Source organism: Acinetobacter sp. HY1485 (genome assembly GCF_027568475.1).
In the GTDB taxonomy this organism is placed as follows: Bacteria; Pseudomonadota; Gammaproteobacteria; order Pseudomonadales; family Moraxellaceae; genus Acinetobacter.
Window position 1 is genome coordinate 29,192 of the sequence record NZ_JANKZG010000007.1, and the last position, 17,698, is coordinate 46,889.

Sequence of the window (17,698 nt, forward strand, 5' to 3'; positions counted from 1 at the left end):
TTCTCTCAACTAAAAACCCCCAATTCGGAGATAATGGTATGAGTTTTCCACAAGTTGAATTAAACACCAATAAAGGTCGCATTGTTTTAGAATTAAATAGCGACAAAGCACCAAAAACAGTGGCTAACTTTTTAGAATATGTACGTGACGGTTTTTATGACGGCGTGATCTTCCACCGTGTGATTGACGGCTTTATGGTTCAAGGCGGTGGTATGGATGAAAACTTCAAAGAAAAAGCAACTCGCGATTCAATTGAAAATGAAGCAGACAACGGTTTAAGCAACGAAGTAGGCACCATTGCGATGGCGCGTACACAAGCACCTCACTCTGCATCTGCACAATTCTTTATCAATGTAAAAAACAATAGCTTCTTAAACCACACTGCTAAAACAGCACAAGGTTGGGGTTATGCTGTATTTGGTAAAGTAAGTGAAGGTATGGATGTTGTAGAAGCAATTAAAGGCGTACGTACAGGCAACCGTGGTTACCATGCAGATGTACCTTTAGAAAACATTGTGATTGAATCTGCTAAAATTATTTCTGAATAATTGGAAATAACGTGACATATTTGTTTATTGCAGATTTACACTTGTCACCAGAACACCCTCGACTTGTTCGAGGGTTTTTTGCTTTACTCGATGCTTATAAGCATAAAAAAACACAGCTTTATATTTTAGGTGATTGGTTTAATGCATGGATTGGCGATGACTATTCATCTGATTGGCTCACCAGTATTGTAAACGCCTTACAAGACTTTACCTCATGTGGTAATCAGGTTTACTTTCAAGTTGGAAATCGTGATTTTGCACTTGGACAAAAATTTTTAGATCAATTTAACGGCGTATTACTGCCCGATGTTTATACACTCACTATCGCAAATCAGCGTTATCACTTAGAACATGGCGATGCCTTGTGTACAGACGATGTTTCTTACCAACGCTTTAAACGTATTATTCGTCACCCACTAGTGCTAGGTATTTTAAAACGTACACCCTTAAGTTTTAGACAAAAACTTGCACAAGGCTTTAGAAAAAAAAGCGGTTCTGCCAAACAAAATAAAAATTATAGTATTATGGATGTTAACGAAACTGCTGTTCAAAATGTACTTCAACAGACTGATTTTTTAATTCATGGGCATACACATCGCCCGCAAATTCACCATAAAACCCGTATTGTACTTGGGGATTGGCGTGAACATGATGCAATGCTGTTAGAGATTTTGCCAAATGGACAACAAAACTTCTTTAAGTGGACTTATACATGATACTCGAACATCTAGATGCTTTTAGTGTAAATGGCTTTAAAGTAAGAACTAACAATAACAACGAAACCCATATTGATACCGCAAGAATTGCCCCACTTTGGCATCATTTTTACCACGATTTAATGCCACACCTCAATACAAATGCTTGTATTTATGGCATTTATACAGGCTATGCCTCTAATCACGAAGGTGACTTTGATGTGCTTGCATGTACCAATCAAAAAGTGATGCATGATGTTTCAGGCTTAGTCACGCGCCATATCCCTGCGGGACGTTATCTTAAATTTTCGAAACGTGGTGCAATGCCTCAAACTGTGATTGCACTTTGGCAAGAAATTTGGGCATATTTTAATTCACCACAATGCACTCATGTGCGTGTATACACACAAGATATCGAACGATATAGCTCAACACACGAAGTTGACGTATTTATTGCTGTTCAATAATAACGGTAGCCTTTTGCCATCATACAGTCCCAAATCATACCCTCACGCTCGTTACGGTGTATTTTTGCCATTCCCACATCGTAACGGCATTTTGCCAATGTATTATTAGCGTTATAAGTCGACACTTTATCTTTATGCCATGTCTTAGGTGTTGCACATCCTGCCAAAAGAACAACACTTGATAAAAGAAAAATGGTTTTCATAAAACAACAATGTTAAAAAAATGTGCATACTAGCGTAAAATGTTAAGAAGTGCTTCATTTAATATGATTTTTTCTCACGGTCAAACCAATTATCCCGTATTTGCCTATGCTCAAGACTATCCAAACCAGCATGTAGAGCTTTGGCATAGTCATGCACAAATTCAGATTTTGCATACCCTACACGGGGTACTAGAAGTACAAACGCCTTGCGGTTTTTGGATTGTGCCACCTAACAAAGCCATTTGGATTCCTGCCAATTACCAACACCAACTTAAAGCCATTGGACAGGTTAAAGTTCGTGGTGTGTTCATTCAACAAAATACAGACCGACAGCAGTGTAAAATTATTTCAGTATCAGCACTTTTACAAGCATTGATGTGTAGTGCACTAAATATTACAAAGGTTACGCCTAATAGCCGTGAGCAACGCATTTTAGATTTGATCTTAGATGAAGTGAGATTTTTACAAGAAAAACCGTTTGATTTACCACAACCCCAAACCACACCATTAGTTGATATTTGTGATTTTTTAAAAGCAAACCTAAATGAACAATGGACACTTCATGACATTGCAGACCAATTTTGTATGAGCAGTAAAACACTTGCACGTTACTTTCAAAAAGAACTCTCTATGAGTTTTGGAACATGGTTAAGACAAGCCAAACTTTTACATGCACTCACCTTGCTTGCCACAGAACACTCTATTTTAGATACCGCATTGTGTTTAGGTTATGAAAGCCCAAGTGCTTTTACTGCTATGTTTAAACGCGAAACAGGTATAACACCGCGTGAATATCTGAAACTGTCCATCTCTCAATAGTTTTTGGCAATCTTACACAGGTATAACGTTATAAAAACTTGAATACTCTTATTATTCTTAATGAGAGACCAGTCATGTTAAGCAATCCTGAAACGAAATATCGCCCGCAACCGCATGTGACATTAACACATAGAACATGGGTAAATAATAAAACCACCCATGCCCCACGTTGGTGTTCTACCGACTTGCGAGATGGTAATCAAGCCCTTGCCAACCCTATGACATTAGAACAAAAATTAAAGTTTTTTCAAATGTTAGTGGCATGTGGTTTCAAAGAAATTGAAGTGGCTTTTCCAAGTGCATCGGACACCGAATTCAGATTTGTGCGTCACTTAATTGAGCAATCACTTATTCCTGACGATATGACGATCCAAGTAATGACACAAGCACGTCCTGAATTAATTTCTCGTACTTTTGAGGCGGTAAAAGGGGCTAAAAACGTAATTATCCACGTTTACAATGCCACCGCAGAATCATTTAGACGTATTGTATTTAAAAAAACCAAGGCAGAAGTGATTAGTTTAGCAACGCAAGCCACTCAACAAATAGTGCAACAATGTTTAAATGCACCCGAAACGAATTGGACATATCAATACTCACCCGAAACATTTTGTTTTACCGAAGAAGATTTTGCACTTGAAATCTGTGAAGCCGTAGCAAAAATATGGCAACCAAGTACACAGCGACCTTTTATTCTAAATCTACCTACTACGGTAGAAGTACATACACCCAATATTTTTGCAGATCAAATTGAATCGTTTTGTCAAAAGTACTCACAATGTAAAAATACCTGTATTAGTATTCACCCCCATAACGACCGTGGTACAGGCGTTGCAACTGCCGAGCTTGCGCTACTTGCAGGTGCACAGCGTATAGAAGGCTGTTTGTTTGGTAATGGCGAGCGTTCAGGTAATGTCGATTTAGTCAATATTGCACTTAATTTATATACACAAGGCATCTCGCCACAATTAGATTTTAGCCATATTCAAGACGTTGCCAAAGTCGTTAAAGAATGTAATCAGCTTCCCATTCATCCACGCCACCCTTATGTGGGAGAGCTTATTTTTACGGCGTTTTCGGGTAGCCATCAAGATGCCATTAAAAAAGGTTTTGCCGTACAACAAGCCAATACCTTATGGGAAGTGCCCTACTTACCTATCGACCCTGCAGACTTAGGCTGTAGTTATGAAGCCATCATTCGCTTAAACAGTCAGTCAGGTAAAAGTGCAACTGCATGGATTTTACAACAAAATTATGGCATTACGCTTCCACCTCAGCTTCAACAACATTTTAATGCATATATTCAGCAAAAAACCGATGCCTTAAAACGAGAACTTACCCATCAAGATGTATGGGAAGCTTTTCAAGCCTTATACCAACAACCTAACACGGTCTTAGAGCATTACCATATGCAAAACCATCATATTCAATTTAAGGTAAAAACTGCTCAAGATACTTTAGATTATCAAGGGACAGGTGCAGGGCTTGTGAGTGCTGTGGCAAATGCCTTAAATGTAGATGTGATAGATTACAGCCAACATAGTTTGGGCAATCATACCGATAGTTTATCTATTAGTTATGTACAACTTGGCAATCAACAGTGGGGAGTTGCAATTCATGAAGATGTTTCGCACAGTGCCATTCAAGCCATCTTAAATGCGCAATAAAAAAAAGCCCAATACTTATTGGGCTTGATCAAACAATAGATTTACTTTTGACTGTTTAGCAATTCTTTGCATATAGATCAATGTATTGGGCTTAAATTCTAGCCCTTTCACAATAGTCAAAGAACGTAACCATGGAAAAAGTATAAAATCGGTAATATTAATACTTAGCCCCAACATCAAATGTTCTAAATCAGCTAAAGCACTGTTCATTTCTGAGATATAAATCGTGCTGTCTTTTTTCAGTTGATCCAAATCGCCAAATGCTTTTGTTTCACGCGTTTTAAATGCCAAACGTGCTTCAGGCGTTTCAATTTCTTTAAACTGCCCATCTACAAAACGGGGCACAATCAGCTTAAAAATTGTCTCTGAATGGGTTTTAATCCACTCTTCAATGTTTTGGTTTAACTTACCACGCGTAAAATAAGGTTCAGAAAATTGATCAAGATATTTCACAATATCTAAACTTTCGGTTAAATACGAGCCATCGTCTTTTTGTAAAATAGGCACGACTTTTTTACCCACCAAATTTACAGCCGTTTCTTCATCCCCTTCCATGATGATTTCATACTGTATCGGTAAATTTTTAAGTCCCGCAATCATGCGTGTGCGCAAACAAAATGGACAATGCTCGTAAATAAATAGTTTCATGGCATCTCCTTAAATTGAAAATTTTTGTACAACGAATTTTTCAGATAAATGATCGCCAATTTGCTCAACGAATTTTTTCCAATGTGTTGTTTCTTGATGAAATTGTAAAGCTTGTTCATCATCCCAATGTTCAATGAGTAAATACGACAGCTCATCGGTCACATCTTCACCCATTTGATAACGCTGACAACCTGCTTCTTGATTAGATTCCACAATCAGCTCATTCATTAAAGTAAAAAAACTTTGTTTTTGTTCTGATTTCACTTTAAAAAATACATTTAAAACAATCATTTTGTTATCCTTTATTTATATGTTCTTTGAGCATACACCTAAACGCTGACTATTCAATAAAAAGTAACGCAAGTCGTACTTGATCATATCCCATACGTGGTTGGATTGCTTCTACAATTGGGCGTAATTTGATTGAACCATCATCGTTAAAATGGTCGGATTGATTGCTTTTCTTTAAGCGTTTATAAACTTTACGCACCTGTTCCACAACATCATCGCCAGGATGAGTAACCGAAATATCTAAGCCTTTTTCTTTATGTAATTTAGCCAAATGACGAATAACCGTGGCAGGTGTTAATCCACGCTCAGTTGCTATATCTTGAATATCGTAACCATCTTCAAATAATGCCTGTGTTTCTTCTAATGTCGCACCGTTATAGGCAGGTGTTTTGGCTTTACTTTCATTACGCTTAATTTCTTTTGGATTAAGTGTACCACCGCATTGACGAATAAATGCTTGTTGCTGTTTGGTTAAATCGGTATGTTCAAAATGTTGCTCTGCTTCATCTGACAACTCTTGAAAACGGCGATCTGCTTTAATGGCTAAACTGTCCAATGCCAACGCATCGTCATTAAAACCCATCAGTTTTAATCCTTCTAACGACTTTAAACGAGAAAGCGCCACATAACCTTGCCCTTTTTCAAAGGTATTTGATAAGTTAATTTCGGCTGTTTCTAACGTCATCCCTTGGCTTTTATGAATGGTAATTGCCCATGCCAAACGTAAAGGAATTTGCTGAAAACTCGCAATCACTTTTCCTGCATCATTTTCAACCGACCACGTTGCAGGCTCAACCGTTAGCTCTGTACCGTCTGTTAGGCGTACCTCAGGCAATAATCCAAACTCCTCATCTTTGGTAAAACCAATCACCTCACCCAAACTACCGTTAATATAACCAAGCTCAAAATTATTTTTTACAAACATTACTTTTGCATGTTTTTTAAGCACTAATTCTTCAGGTGCGCGTACAGAAGATTTAAGCGTCTCAATTAATTTTTCGTTCCCCTCAAGTTTTGCAGGGAACTTTTTAGCTTGCTGATCAAGCTCTTCTAAATGCTGATGATTTAACCCATCTACATCTACATTATGCGTATATAAACGCGTAAACGTATCACCAATATTTTGATGACGTGCTTGTGTAAGCGCTTGGCGATGCGTGTCTGATAAGGTTTGCGCACGAATAGCATTTAAAATTTGATTGAGTGTTTCATCTTCTTGGCGGTGTTGCTCGGTTAAATAACACACACGAAATTTAGCTTCTACCCATGCCTCAGACATAAAACAAAACTTATCGCGGTTACGTTCGCCATTTCTTCCTACGGGAGGAAGCTGAAAAAAATCACCTGCCACAATAATTTGAATACCACCAAACGGCGCATCATTTTCTTTAAAGTATTTTAAAACCTGATTTACTAAATTAAGTTGTTTGGCATGAAGCATTGAAATTTCATCAATTACCAATACTTGGGCATTTTCTAAATGCTCTTTTAAATATTTACGCTCTTTCATACGTTTTAAATCTGCATCAGACAAACTGTCTTTAATGCCAATACCTGCCCATGTATGGATAGTCATACCATTCATATGCGTGGCAGCAATACCTGTAGATGCTGTAATTGCAACCGTCACTTTACGTGCCTTTAAATATTGAATGTACTGATTTAACGTATATGTTTTACCTGCCCCAGCAGACCCTGTTAAAAACACATTTTCACCCACTTTTAACAGTTTTAAGGCAGTTTCTTGTTTCATCGGATCACGTTCTTTACAATTAAAAGGCTAGCTTACCGTGTTTAGGTTTTAAGATAAATGGTAGTGCTTTTTAAACTATGATAGTTTTGAAAAATACTTAAAATGATTGGGGGAATTTATGCACAATAAAACCATTTATGTCATTCAACATCTTGCATTTGAAGACCTAGGCTCACTTGAAGATATTTTTTATCAAAAAGGATTTCGGGTTCGTTATTTTGAGGCAGGTGTAGATGACCTAAAACAAGCCCTTAATTATGATGGACTCACTATTTTATTAGGTGGACCAATTAGCGTTAATGACACGCATTTGTACCCATTTTTACAACAAGAAATTGATCTTTTAAAACAACGCTTACAGCTCAACAAACCCACTCTCGGCATTTGTTTGGGCGCACAACTCATTGCACATGCTTTAGGCGCAAATGTTTATGCAGGGATACAAAAAGAAATTGGTTGGAGTACTTTGAATATTAGCCCAACAGAACATAATATTTTATCAGAACTCAAAGATATTCCTGTATTACATTGGCATGGTGATACGTTCGACTTGCCCCCTCAAGCACAACATTTAGCAAGTTCATCACTCTATCCAAACCAAGCTTTTGAGGTCGGGAAAAATATTCTTGGCTTACAGTTTCATTTAGAAGTTGAACACGAAAATTTAGAAAAATGGTTGATTGGGCACATTTGTGAATTACAACATGCTCAAATTGATATTCATCAACTTAGAAAAGATAACCAAAAGTACGCCTTGCAACTTATGCTTGGCGCACAACATGTGATTGAACGTTATTTAAAACGAATTGGGTTATAAGCTTGCTTCAGTTGTAATATTTACCGTAATTTTATCGCTTACATTCGGTACAAATTTACCAATACCAAATGCAGCACGATTAAACGAAGTCGTCGCATTAAACCCAATCGCTTGTGCTTTCGTCATTGGGTGAACGCCTTTTTTATTCAAGACTGCATTTAAAACCACAGGTTTTGTAATACCTTTTACGGTTAAATCGCCTGTAATTTTAAAATGCTTCTTATCTTTAGTTTCTACTTTGGTACTTTTAAACGTGATGGTTGGATACTGCTGTGCATCAAACCAATCTGCTTTTTGGAACTCTTGATTTAATGCAGTGACATTACTATTTACACTACTTACAGGAATAGTCACATTCACAGATGATTTTTCAGGCTGTGCCTCATCTACATTAATCGTCCCTTGAATATCGGTAAAATTGGCGGTTGGCGTAGAAAAACCAAAATGATTCCAAGAGAACAACGTGGCTGTATGTGCAGGATCAATTTTATAAGCAACAGGTGCTGCATTCACCATAAAGCTTGATGCCACTAATCCTAAACCTAATACTAATTTTTTCATTTTTAATACTCCAATACTTTCTTTTTATTCTAAGCATTCAAGATTAATTTACAGCCAATTTTATAAAACGTATTGTTGCAACTGTGCAACAATACGCGATGTTATTACTCTTGTTGGCGGGCAAGCTGTAAAGATGGACGCTGTTCAATACGCTCACGAAAAGCAATTAAGTTTGGATACGGCGTTAAATCATGCCCAAGATGAGTCGACCCCTCTGTCATCACATATAAATATGCATCAACAGGACCAAAACTATTTTCTACTAACCATGTAAGTCCTTCAATTTTGTCGTTTACATACTTCAAAATTGAATTTAACTCACGATACGCTTCTTCTTTTTCTTGCTCATTCAACTTGTTTCTAAAAAACACCACATACGCAGCATGCAATTCCGTATTTAAATAACCCAACCATTCAAACACGCGCGCGCGTCCTAAACTTGTTGTTGGCATTAATTTTTGCTGTGGATCTTGCTCTGCTAAATAACATAAAACTGCTATATTTTCGGTAATCACTTCACCATTTTCTAACTCCAACGCAGGTACAAAGCCCTTAGGGTTAATTTTAAGATAATCTTGCCCTGTTTCAGTTAGTTTCGTTTTACTTTGTACTTTTTCTAATTGGTACTCGACACCCATTTCGTTCAATAAAATATGTGATGCTAACGAACACACACTGGGAATATAATAAAGTTTCATTGTTCTTCCTTGCTGATTTGTTGCTCTACCCTTTTAAAACCCCAGTGCAAAACTTGCAAGCGATTTCATACAAATATTTGACTTACCCCTCGTTGTACTTAAAATAACGCCTTTCGAATAATATGATTTTCAACGTTATGACGAACGATCAGCTTGACCCTCAAATTGTTGATTTAGATAATTTGCACGAACACCGTGAAATTGTGACTTTTATGCGTCGCTCTGCCCCTCTTAATACATCACAACGTCATGCACTTGAACAATATCATCATTTAATTTTGGAATACCCTGTTGGCGATTTACGTCAACACTTTGAACACCCAGAACGTCCACTTACCGTAGAAATTGGCTTTGGTATGGGTCGCTCATTGGTCTTAATGGCAAAAGCTAACCCTGAACGCAACTATGTAGGTATTGAAGTACATGTACCTGGTATTGCACAATGCGTTTACGAAGCAGGTATGGCAGAGGTTAAAAATTTAAAGGTACTTGATGCAGATGCGATTCAAGTACTTAAAGAAATGCCAGACAACAGTATCAATTGCGTACAGCTTTATTTTCCAGACCCATGGCAGAAAAAACGTCATTTCAAACGCCGTTTTGTCATTGATGAGCGTATGGCACTAGTAGAACAGAAACTTGAACTTGGGGGCACCTTCCACTCTGCAACAGATTGGGAACCGTATGCCGAATGGATGCTAGATGTTTTAGACAACCGTGAAGCACTTGAGAATACGGCGGGTAAAGGCAATAGCTATCCACGTCCAGACTGGCGTCCTCTCACTAAATTTGAACGCCGTGGCTTAGAAAGCGGTCATAAAATTAATGACTTTATTTTTAAGAAAATTAAATAGCCCAAATGATGGATAAGAGAATAGATGACCTTATAAAAAGTATTTTGAAGCAAAAACAGCACCAAAATCTTAACTAAAACCCATCTTTAGCAAGTGGTATTCTTATCCATAAGGTTTTTTAATTTGTGTACTCAATAGCTGATACAAATGTACCAATTCATCTTGATTGAGTGTTTGTAAAAGCTGTTGATGCATCTCTAAAATTTTTTGATCACCACGTCTAGCAGGTCCTGTCTGCACATCATATGGTTTAAAAAGTGTCGCTTTTTTTGCTGTTTCTAGAATTAATGGATGTAACAAAGCAAAATCAACACCTGCTTGTGTGACAAGCTGTTCTGCAACGTCATAACAACAATTAGAAAAATTACAGGCAAATACTGCTGCCAAATGTAAATTTAAACGCTGATGAGAATTATACAAATATACAGATGATGAAACTTGATGTGCTAACTGCTCTAGTAAAACCAAATCCTTTGACTCTTGAGCTTCTAGTAATAGAGGCACCTCTTTCCAATTAATCTGACTTTCAAAACTAAACGTTTGTAATGGATAAAATACACCTGAGCGATGATAATGAGTGTTGAGTGCTGTACTGCCTGATGTATGCACAACAAGTGGCTGAGTTGTTTGTTTGGAAATCTCAATCATCAAATCATTGATTGCTTCATCTTTAATTGCAACCACAATTAAATCAACGCTACCATCTACATCATCTAAACATTGAATCGCCTGTGCATTTACTCGATTTGCCAAACGCTGCGCATGATGTGGGCTATAAATCTGACAGATAGTATGCCCAAGCCTAAAAAAACAATCTGCAAGCTGTGTTGCAACACGCCCCGACCCAACAAAACTAATCTTCATCTATTCTCTCAAAAAATAAAGCGCCCTAAAAGGCGCTTCATTTAAGCAAATCAGAATTATGCTTCTGGTGCTGCACTGTGTTCTTCAATTAATGGCTTCAATTCACCATTTTGGAACATTTCAAGAATAATATCGCTACCACCAATTAGCTCACCATTTACCCAAAGCTGTGGGAAAGTTGGCCAATTTGCAATTTTTGGTAAAGTTGCGCGGATATCTTGGTTTTCTAAAATGTTTACGTATGCAAACGGACGACCCACTTGACTGAGCGCTTCAACAGCACGTGCAGAAAAGCCACACTGTGGAAATTGTGGAGTACCCTTCATATAAAGAAGAACGGCATGTTTGGCAATTTGATCACGGATTAACGCTTCAGTATCTCGTGCTTGTTCAGTCATAGATAAATCCTCAACTATTCTGTCTTGCATTATACCTAAAACTGACCAAACACAAATACATACGCTTAAATTTACATCTCTTTTAATGAGAAAAATATTAAAATTCTTTTCTATTCAACTAATTGCCTACGTTTAATTGTGTTAAAAGTAGCTTTATTGATAGATCCTACCACCTGGAATTTGCTCAAAATAGGTTTTAAGTACATCTAAGCAACGTTGAATTTTAGGTGAATTAACATCCACTTGAGCAGGCACAACCGCATAAAGTACAAATTTTGGTAATTTCCAATTTGGTAAAACTTCAACTAACTGACCATTTAACAACTCTTTTTTTATATCTAAATATAAAATTCGTCCTAATCCTAAACCATTTTGACAAAGCGATTTAGACACACAAATATTATCTGTTGATAAATGTGTACGCATATTTATAGCAAATATTTCTTGCGTTACAGCATGCGTAAACTTCAGTTGTTCACTTTCTTTTAGTGTCATTAAACGAACTAAGTTATGTTGTGCTAAATCAGATGGATGGTCTAAAGGGGCTGTCTGATTTAAATAACTTGGTGCAGCAACTAAAAGTTGTTCTACATGTGCAAGTGGTATTATTGTATTGTCAGATTGTTCAATCTCAGAACACATGCGTAATGCTATATCTATCTGATTATTCGCCAAATCAATGAGTTGATTCTCTGCACGTATAGATACATTTAAACCTTTATGTACACTTAACCAATGTGATAGTGCAGGAATAATATGATTTGATGCCAATTCAGGCGTTGTAGACAAACATAAATCACCCATCAAATCATCACGTAGTTCATTAATATGAACTTTTCCTCGTTCTGCCGCTGCAAGCATTTCCTTACAGCTTTGATAAAAAACCTCACCCGCCTCAGTTAAACTAATTTTACGGGTAGAACGATAAAGCAAAGTCACATCCATCTCTTGCTCTAACGCTCTTACTTGCTGACTCACAGCACTTGTGGTAATTCCAAGGTTTCGCGCAGCTCCACTAAAAGAGTTCTGTTCGACAACACAAGCAAACACCCCCATTGCTCGAAGTTGATCTAACATAATATTTCCTTTGCTTAACACAGTTTGTATGACAATTAAGGTCGGCTAGTATACGGAAAAATTATGTTTTTGCAGTAGAGATATAAAATGTCATCCTAACATTACGACAGAGGGTAGTTTTTTAAAGATATAAGGTATATTAAATAGATAAGTCTTACACTTTTATAACACAAATGTTATCGGCATCACAAAACCACCCTCTTATTTTTATTAGCTATTTGGCACAATTTGTGCAGGATCGATGGCTTTTCCGCTTGCACGAATTTGGAATTCCAACATCACACGGTTAGTTCCTGTCGAGCCCATTTGTGCAATTTGTTGACCCGCTGTTACACGAGCACCACTTTTAACAAGCAAAGTATTGTTGTGCGCATATGCACTAATATAGCCATTACTATGCTTAATTAAAATTAAGTTACCAAATTCTTTAAGCCCACTATCTGCATACACGACTTGTCCATCAGCTGCTGCATATACAGGGTCTCCCATTTGTCCACTATAACGTGTTCCTTTTATACCGCTTGCTAAATTAAAATTTGCAATAACTGGGTTTTGTGTTGGTTTTACCCAACGTAAGTTATTGGCAGGCGTTGCAGGTACAGCAGAGGCGGTTGTTGTAGTGGTAGCGGGGGCTTGTGTTTGTTGGGGTGTTGGCAATGGAATACTTTGGCGTTGAATAGGCGGTGTGCTTGGTCGCGCTGTTGATGTCACAGGAACTGCCGCTGATCCTTTTAAACGTAAAGGTTGATTCACATGAATAATATACGGCGCTGGAATATTATTCATTTGCGCAACCGCAATGTAATCTAAGCCATAACGACTTGCAATGTTACCTAGTGTATCGCCTGCACGTACAGTATACGTGTCTGGGGCTGCTATCACATTGCGTGTTGTTTGAACTTGCGGTTTAGATGCACAACCTGTAAATGCAAGTGTTGCAATTGCAAACACTGACAAAAAAATCGGCTTCATTGCACCTTGTTGGATATGCTTTGACAACATCATTTTTATTCTCCAATTTTAAACTCTAAGATTAACAAAACTTGCTTTAAACAATCGAAATCTAAATTATTTTTCACAAACTTATAACACTGTATTTTTTAATGCATCATCTAACTGTTTTAAAACTTGGTAGTTAGTTGCATCCATTTGAATTGGGGTAATACTCACATAATCATGATTAATCGCATAAAAGTCCGATTGTAAACCCGATTCATCTTTATGAGGTTCTGCAACTGCCTCACCTGATAGCCCAATCCAATACACTTGACGACCTCGCGGATCGACATGACTACTTATTGGTTTTGCTTGGCTGCGTAATCCTTGATAAGTCACTAAAGCGCCTTTAAGTTGGGTCACATCAGGGATATTAATATTTAAAATATGACGCTCGGGTAACTGAGGTAAACCGTTTTGGATAAATTCATATACCCATTGAGCAGCAAGCGTATAATCTTCTTTTGCCATATGATGCCCAACCAAAGACACTGCAATAGCAGGATGTTTCATTAAACGCCCTTCAAACGCTGCACCTACAGTCCCTGAATACAAAATATCATCACCCAAGTTTGCCCCGTTGTTAATACCACTTACAACCAGATCAAACTCAAAATCAAACAAACCATTCATTGATAAATAAACACAATCAGCAGGGGTGCCATTGACTGCCCAAATATTGGGTTGAATTTCTACAGGTCTTAGGGGGCGATCCAACGTAAGTGCACTTGAATAACCACTTCTTTCCGTTTCAGGGGCAACAATCACAATACGTCCCAAAGGCTGTAGAGCTTGTGCCAATGCCTGTATGCCAGGTGCTAAAACACCATCATCATTGGAAATTAAAATGTTCATATCATCATGTTTATTGTCATTTCTTAGGTTATTTTAAGCATAAAAAAGCTGTTTGAGTACGCATAATTTTATTTTTAGGCAGTAAAATGATACAGCTTTAATACAGTTCTCTCTTTTTTTATAGTGTAAATCCTTTTAAGCTCCTAATATCACACATATTAATTTTGTTGTTATGAAAAAGAGTTTAATTAAAAAAATGGCATGTGCTGTTTTAGCTACAGCATGTTTTTCTAGTCCAATTTTACATGCGGCACCTCAGTCAGAAAATATTGATGTCACACCTGACAATAAAGGCACAACACCTGAAGAACTTGCAGCAATTTATGTTCTGTCTGAAGTATGCCCAAGTTACGGCATGGCAAATGATGACTATCAGGCAGGCTATGCTAAACTTGTTAAAGAGTATCTACCCGAAGAAAGCAATCCTGTAGATGCACTGAATCAACGTTCAAAACAAAAAAGCTTTAAAAAATATTTAGTTGAAGCACGCCAAGATGCGAAAAAAGCAGGTGATGCCCAAAATAAAGATATCTGTAAAGAGATCACCACCATCAAATAAGTAACAATAAAACGGATTGCCATATAGCAGTCCGTTTGGCTTTATCCTACAATGATAAACTTCGTCTGACCCCTAACATTGGAATGTTCAAACATGAGCAGAAAAAGTACCTTTGCTGCCCTTCTTTTATTACCATCATTTAGCTATGCAGCAACTGTTCTATCTTCACCACCAGATTTAAATAATAAATCATATGTGTTGATGGATTACGAAACGGGTCAAATCCTTGCAGCAAAAAACGAAAATGAAAAACTTGCACCAGCATCTATGACGAAGATGATGACGAGTTACATTGTCGAACAAAAACTATTAAAAGGACAAATCACCGAAGGCGAAAAAGTTCGTATGAACGAAGACGCTTGGTGTCGTGGCAGCCGTACAGAATCTTGTATGTATGTACCATTAAACGGAACAGCAACCGTTTTAGAAATGCTTCGCGGAATTATTATTCAATCGGGTAATGATGCGTCTAAGGCAATGGCAGAATATGTGGCAGGTAATGAGGGTACCTTTGCCCAAATGATGAACCAAGAGGCACAAAGATTAGGGTTAACGAATACCCACTTTGTGAACTCAACGGGTTTACCTGCTGATGGTCACTATTCATCTGCAAAAGATATGGCTGTACTTGCACAACATATTATTCATGACAGTGCAAAATACTACCCAATTTATTCAGAAAAAGAATTTACCTTTAATAACATTAAACAAGGTAACCGCAACCCACTGTTATATACAGATCCAAGTGTAGATGGCTTAAAAACAGGTCATACCAATGAAGCAGGTTACTGCTTAACAACATCAAGTAAACGCGGTCCAATGCGTTTGATTACTGTCATCTTTGGTACACCTAGCATCAACGAACGTGCATCTCAAACACGTAGCTTGTTGGCATGGGGTTATGCAAACTACGAAACCGTAAAAGTAAAACCTGCTAATGCACCACTTAAAAATGTTAAGGTTTGGTTTGGAACACAGAACGAAGTCCCTGCCGGTTTAACCGAAGACTTCAATGTGACGATGCAAAAAGGACAAGCAAGTAACATTAAAACCGAACTTCAAGGTTCTCCAGAAATTAATGCACCTCTTCAAAAAGGACAAGTGATTGGGAAACTTGTTGCCTCTTTAGATGGTAAAGTGATTGCTGAAAAACCTGTGGTTGCATTACAAGCAGTTGAAGAAGCTGGTTTCTTTTCACGTATGCTTGACCATGTAAAACAATTTTTTAGCAACTTATTTTAAGTAAAACGCATAGCATCCTTGACTTAAATTTCGTAAAATACGGTTTTTAGGTCATGGTGCAATAAAATGACAGCATGGACAACACCTGTCACTGTTGCCACAGTGATTGAACAAGACGGGCGCTATTTGTTGGTTGAAGAACATACCTCACAAATGGTTCATACTGTGTTTAATCAACCTGCAGGTCACGTAGAATACGGCGAAACGCTCATAGAAGCGGCTATCCGTGAAACGCGTGAAGAAACAGGACATGATGTCGAGATTGATCATTTAATTGGGGTATATACCTATACCCCACCTATGTGCCCAGACCGTACTTTTTTCCGCTTTTGTTTTTCTGCCCATATTGTACAAGCACATCCAAATGCAACGTTGGACCCAGATATTTTGGCAACAACATGGATGACACTTGATGAGTTACAATATACGGCACGCGCGCGTAGCCCATTGGTCATAAAAGCAATGCAAGATGCTCAAGCAGGTCAAAAATTTCCCCTGTCTCTCATTTACGAGCATCATTCTCCTCAATTAAATTTGGATACTTAACCCTATGCAACAACGTGTCATCGTCGGTATGTCTGGTGGTGTAGATTCTTCTGTTTCTGCTGCACTGTTACTTCAACAAGGTTATCAAGTTGAAGGGCTTTTCATGAAAAATTGGGAAGAAGATGACGGTACAGAATATTGCACCGCATTAGAGGACCTTGCAGATGCACAGGCAGTTGCTGATAAATTAGGGATTAAATTACATACTGCTAATTTTGCAATGGAATATTGGGATCGTGTTTTTGAACATTTCTTAGCTGAGTATGCAGCGGGACGCACACCAAACCCCGATATTTTATGCAATAAAGAAATTAAATTTAGAGCATTCTTAGACCATGCCCTCACCCTTGGTGCAGACTTTATTGCAACCGGTCATTACACTCGCCGTGGCGAAACACAAACTAACAGTAAGGGCGAAGAATACGCTCCGTTGTTACGTGGTGCAGATCAAAATAAAGATCAAAGCTATTTTTTACATGCCGTTCATGGGCGCGAAATTAATCGCACCTTATTCCCTGTTGGTGAAATTGAAAAACCAGAAGTACGTCGTATTGCAGCCGAACTAGACCTTGCAACTGCCAAAAAGAAAGATTCAACAGGTATTTGCTTTATTGGTGAGCGTCGTTTTAACGACTTCTTAAAACAGTATTTACCTGCTCAACCGGGTAAAATTGTACTAGAAACAGGCGAAGAAGTTGGCGAACATCATGGTTTAATGTACTACACACTTGGACAACGTGGTGGGATTGGCTTGGGTGGTTTAAAACAGGCACAAGAAGGTGCATGGTTTGTCTTATATAAAGATTTAGAAGGAAATCGCTTAGTGGTTGGTCAAGGACATGAAAACCCACTTATGCAAAGTACCACACTTTGGAGCCAAGCCATTGATTGGGTTGCAGGTGAACAAGCGATTCCAGAAGAAGGATTACGTTGCACTGCAAAAACACGTTATCGTCAGCCAGATCAAGCTTGTACTGTATTTAATCACGAAAATGGTGTAAAAGTGGTATTCGATGATGCACAACGTGCTGTTACGCCAGGACAAAGTGTTGTATTTTATCAAGGCGAAACGTGCCTAGGTGGTGGTGTTATACATCATACCGATGCACCTACCCCAAGTTTTATATAAAAAAGGAATCG

The 17,698-nt window shown here is 37.9% G+C and carries 22 protein-coding genes; 11 read left to right on the top strand and 11 right to left on the bottom strand.

Annotation, left to right across the window (positions count from 1 at the left end; translation table 11 throughout):
• Window positions 1-38: 38 nt before the first annotated feature.
• From PCI70_RS08915 to PCI70_RS08925, 3 genes are read left to right on the top strand one after another with little or no spacing between them, the layout of a single operon-like run.
• Complete coding sequence (locus tag PCI70_RS08915) at window positions 39-548, top strand: peptidylprolyl isomerase (RefSeq protein ID WP_269914991.1); 510 nt, start codon at window positions 39-41, stop codon at window positions 546-548.
• A gap of 11 nt (window positions 549-559) precedes the next feature.
• Complete coding sequence (locus PCI70_RS08920; RefSeq protein WP_269914992.1) at window positions 560-1,264, top strand: UDP-2,3-diacylglucosamine diphosphatase; 705 nt, start codon at window positions 560-562, stop codon at window positions 1,262-1,264.
• Entirely contained in the window at window positions 1,261-1,710 is a 450-nt protein-coding gene (locus PCI70_RS08925; RefSeq protein WP_269914993.1) for a GyrI-like domain-containing protein, read from the top strand. The genes PCI70_RS08920 and PCI70_RS08925 overlap by 4 nt, the downstream gene beginning before the upstream one ends.
• Here PCI70_RS08925 and PCI70_RS08930 read toward each other — a convergent pair.
• Window positions 1,704-1,913: a hypothetical protein gene (locus tag PCI70_RS08930; protein ID WP_269914994.1), complete on the bottom strand. Its 210-nt coding sequence runs from the start codon at window positions 1,911-1,913 to the stop codon at window positions 1,704-1,706. The genes PCI70_RS08925 and PCI70_RS08930 overlap by 7 nt on opposite strands.
• 63 nt (window positions 1,914-1,976) lie before the next feature.
• Between PCI70_RS08930 and PCI70_RS08935 the strand changes: the two genes are divergently transcribed.
• Both PCI70_RS08935 and PCI70_RS08940 read left to right on the top strand, forming a co-directional pair.
• Window positions 1,977-2,732 (top strand): AraC family transcriptional regulator, encoded by a 756-nt coding sequence (locus PCI70_RS08935; RefSeq protein WP_269914995.1) that lies wholly within the window; start codon window positions 1,977-1,979, stop codon window positions 2,730-2,732.
• A gap of 74 nt (window positions 2,733-2,806) precedes the next feature.
• On the top strand, window positions 2,807-4,399 hold the full coding sequence (locus PCI70_RS08940; RefSeq protein WP_269914996.1) for a 2-isopropylmalate synthase: 1,593 nt from the start codon (window positions 2,807-2,809) through the stop codon (window positions 4,397-4,399).
• 15 nt (window positions 4,400-4,414) lie between these two features.
• On the opposite strand, the gene grxB is transcribed toward PCI70_RS08940, so the two are convergent.
• From grxB to PCI70_RS08955, 3 genes are read right to left on the bottom strand one after another with little or no spacing between them, the layout of a single operon-like run.
• Window positions 4,415-5,047 (bottom strand): glutaredoxin 2, encoded by a 633-nt coding sequence (gene grxB, locus PCI70_RS08945; protein ID WP_269914997.1) that lies wholly within the window; start codon window positions 5,045-5,047, stop codon window positions 4,415-4,417.
• A gap of 9 nt (window positions 5,048-5,056) precedes the next feature.
• Window positions 5,057-5,338: a putative quinol monooxygenase gene (locus tag PCI70_RS08950; RefSeq protein WP_269914998.1), complete on the bottom strand. Its 282-nt coding sequence runs from the start codon at window positions 5,336-5,338 to the stop codon at window positions 5,057-5,059.
• Window positions 5,339-5,387: 49 nt separating this feature from the next.
• A complete protein-coding gene (locus PCI70_RS08955) occupies window positions 5,388-7,091 on the bottom strand; it encodes an AAA family ATPase (RefSeq protein WP_269914999.1) in 1,704 nt (567 codons plus the stop codon).
• Window positions 7,092-7,209: 118 nt separating this feature from the next.
• Between PCI70_RS08955 and PCI70_RS08960 the strand changes: the two genes are divergently transcribed.
• A complete protein-coding gene (locus PCI70_RS08960; protein ID WP_269915000.1) occupies window positions 7,210-7,908 on the top strand; it encodes a glutamine amidotransferase in 699 nt (232 codons plus the stop codon).
• Here the strand turns inward: PCI70_RS08960 and PCI70_RS08965 are convergent.
• Together PCI70_RS08965 and PCI70_RS08970 are read right to left on the bottom strand one after the other, a co-directional pair.
• Window positions 7,903-8,469 carry a YceI family protein gene (locus tag PCI70_RS08965; RefSeq protein WP_269915001.1) on the bottom strand — a complete coding sequence of 189 codons (567 nt, stop codon included), beginning with the start codon at window positions 8,467-8,469 and terminating at the stop codon, window positions 7,903-7,905. The two genes, PCI70_RS08960 and PCI70_RS08965, sit on opposite strands and share 6 nt — an antisense overlap.
• Before the next feature lie 104 nt (window positions 8,470-8,573).
• Complete coding sequence (locus tag PCI70_RS08970) at window positions 8,574-9,167, bottom strand: glutathione binding-like protein (RefSeq protein ID WP_269915002.1); 594 nt, start codon at window positions 9,165-9,167, stop codon at window positions 8,574-8,576.
• A 137-nt stretch (window positions 9,168-9,304) separates the two neighbouring features.
• On the opposite strand from PCI70_RS08970, the gene trmB reads away from it, so the two are divergent.
• Window positions 9,305-10,021 (top strand): tRNA (guanosine(46)-N7)-methyltransferase TrmB, encoded by a 717-nt coding sequence (gene trmB / locus PCI70_RS08975; protein WP_269915003.1) that lies wholly within the window; start codon window positions 9,305-9,307, stop codon window positions 10,019-10,021.
• Between the two features lie 102 nt (window positions 10,022-10,123).
• Here the strand turns inward: trmB and PCI70_RS08980 are convergent, their stop codons facing one another.
• The 5 genes from PCI70_RS08980 to surE form a co-directional block, all read right to left on the bottom strand.
• The gene (locus PCI70_RS08980; RefSeq protein WP_269915004.1) at window positions 10,124-10,885 is read right to left on the bottom strand and encodes a Rossmann-like and DUF2520 domain-containing protein; all 762 of its coding nucleotides are present in this window, start codon (window positions 10,883-10,885) and stop codon (window positions 10,124-10,126) included.
• Window positions 10,886-10,941: 56 nt separating this feature from the next.
• The gene (gene grxD / locus PCI70_RS08985) at window positions 10,942-11,283 is read right to left on the bottom strand and encodes a Grx4 family monothiol glutaredoxin (protein ID WP_269915005.1); all 342 of its coding nucleotides are present in this window, start codon (window positions 11,281-11,283) and stop codon (window positions 10,942-10,944) included.
• Window positions 11,284-11,436: 153 nt separating this feature from the next.
• Window positions 11,437-12,360, bottom strand: a complete 924-nt coding sequence (locus PCI70_RS08990; protein ID WP_269915006.1) for a LysR family transcriptional regulator — start codon at window positions 12,358-12,360, stop codon at window positions 11,437-11,439.
• A 210-nt stretch (window positions 12,361-12,570) separates the two neighbouring features.
• Complete coding sequence (locus PCI70_RS08995) at window positions 12,571-13,362, bottom strand: peptidoglycan DD-metalloendopeptidase family protein (protein ID WP_442865197.1); 792 nt, start codon at window positions 13,360-13,362, stop codon at window positions 12,571-12,573.
• A gap of 81 nt (window positions 13,363-13,443) precedes the next feature.
• On the bottom strand, window positions 13,444-14,211 hold the full coding sequence (gene surE / locus PCI70_RS09000; RefSeq protein WP_269915008.1) for a 5'/3'-nucleotidase SurE: 768 nt from the start codon (window positions 14,209-14,211) through the stop codon (window positions 13,444-13,446).
• A 172-nt stretch (window positions 14,212-14,383) separates the two neighbouring features.
• On the opposite strand from surE, the gene PCI70_RS09005 reads away from it, so the two are divergent.
• The 4 genes from PCI70_RS09005 (at window position 14,384) to mnmA (ending at window position 17,687) form a co-directional block, all read left to right on the top strand.
• Window positions 14,384-14,770, top strand: a complete 387-nt coding sequence (locus tag PCI70_RS09005; protein WP_269915009.1) for an MCR_0457 family protein — start codon at window positions 14,384-14,386, stop codon at window positions 14,768-14,770.
• Between the two features lie 93 nt (window positions 14,771-14,863).
• Window positions 14,864-16,012, top strand: coding sequence for a D-alanyl-D-alanine carboxypeptidase PBP5/6 (dacC, locus tag PCI70_RS09010; RefSeq protein ID WP_269915010.1), 1,149 nt, complete (start codon window positions 14,864-14,866; stop codon window positions 16,010-16,012).
• Window positions 16,013-16,078: 66 nt separating this feature from the next.
• A complete protein-coding gene (locus PCI70_RS09015; RefSeq protein ID WP_269915011.1) occupies window positions 16,079-16,558 on the top strand; it encodes an NUDIX hydrolase in 480 nt (159 codons plus the stop codon).
• 4 nt (window positions 16,559-16,562) lie between these two features.
• The gene (gene mnmA, locus PCI70_RS09020) at window positions 16,563-17,687 is read left to right on the top strand and encodes a tRNA 2-thiouridine(34) synthase MnmA (RefSeq protein WP_269915012.1); all 1,125 of its coding nucleotides are present in this window, start codon (window positions 16,563-16,565) and stop codon (window positions 17,685-17,687) included.
• The last annotated feature ends 11 nt before the right edge of the window (window positions 17,688-17,698 follow it).

Coding starts and splice junctions, on each gene's coding strand:
- grxD (WP_269915005.1), bottom strand. CDS start 11,283: ATGACTGAACAAGCACGAGATACTGAAGCGTTAATCCGTGATCAAATT.
- PCI70_RS08935 (WP_269914995.1), top strand. CDS start 1,977: ATGATTTTTTCTCACGGTCAAACCAATTATCCCGTATTTGCCTATGCT.
- PCI70_RS08965 (WP_269915001.1), bottom strand. CDS start 8,469: ATGAAAAAATTAGTATTAGGTTTAGGATTAGTGGCATCAAGCTTTATG.
- PCI70_RS08930 (WP_269914994.1), bottom strand. CDS start 1,913: ATGAAAACCATTTTTCTTTTATCAAGTGTTGTTCTTTTGGCAGGATGT.
- PCI70_RS08915 (WP_269914991.1), top strand. CDS start 39: ATGAGTTTTCCACAAGTTGAATTAAACACCAATAAAGGTCGCATTGTT.
- PCI70_RS08950 (WP_269914998.1), bottom strand. CDS start 5,338: ATGATTGTTTTAAATGTATTTTTTAAAGTGAAATCAGAACAAAAACAA.
- PCI70_RS08960 (WP_269915000.1), top strand. CDS start 7,210: ATGCACAATAAAACCATTTATGTCATTCAACATCTTGCATTTGAAGAC.
- PCI70_RS08925 (WP_269914993.1), top strand. CDS start 1,261: ATGATACTCGAACATCTAGATGCTTTTAGTGTAAATGGCTTTAAAGTA.
- PCI70_RS08970 (WP_269915002.1), bottom strand. CDS start 9,167: ATGAAACTTTATTATATTCCCAGTGTGTGTTCGTTAGCATCACATATT.
- PCI70_RS08980 (WP_269915004.1), bottom strand. CDS start 10,885: ATGAAGATTAGTTTTGTTGGGTCGGGGCGTGTTGCAACACAGCTTGCA.
- PCI70_RS08995 (WP_442865197.1), bottom strand. CDS start 13,362: ATGTTGTCAAAGCATATCCAACAAGGTGCAATGAAGCCGATTTTTTTG.
- PCI70_RS08955 (WP_269914999.1), bottom strand. CDS start 7,091: ATGAAACAAGAAACTGCCTTAAAACTGTTAAAAGTGGGTGAAAATGTG.
- PCI70_RS08940 (WP_269914996.1), top strand. CDS start 2,807: ATGTTAAGCAATCCTGAAACGAAATATCGCCCGCAACCGCATGTGACA.
- PCI70_RS08990 (WP_269915006.1), bottom strand. CDS start 12,360: ATGTTAGATCAACTTCGAGCAATGGGGGTGTTTGCTTGTGTTGTCGAA.
- grxB (WP_269914997.1), bottom strand. CDS start 5,047: ATGAAACTATTTATTTACGAGCATTGTCCATTTTGTTTGCGCACACGC.
- mnmA (WP_269915012.1), top strand. CDS start 16,563: ATGCAACAACGTGTCATCGTCGGTATGTCTGGTGGTGTAGATTCTTCT.
- trmB (WP_269915003.1), top strand. CDS start 9,305: ATGACGAACGATCAGCTTGACCCTCAAATTGTTGATTTAGATAATTTG.
- dacC (WP_269915010.1), top strand. CDS start 14,864: ATGAGCAGAAAAAGTACCTTTGCTGCCCTTCTTTTATTACCATCATTT.
- PCI70_RS09015 (WP_269915011.1), top strand. CDS start 16,079: ATGACAGCATGGACAACACCTGTCACTGTTGCCACAGTGATTGAACAA.
- PCI70_RS09005 (WP_269915009.1), top strand. CDS start 14,384: ATGAAAAAGAGTTTAATTAAAAAAATGGCATGTGCTGTTTTAGCTACA.
- surE (WP_269915008.1), bottom strand. CDS start 14,211: ATGAACATTTTAATTTCCAATGATGATGGTGTTTTAGCACCTGGCATA.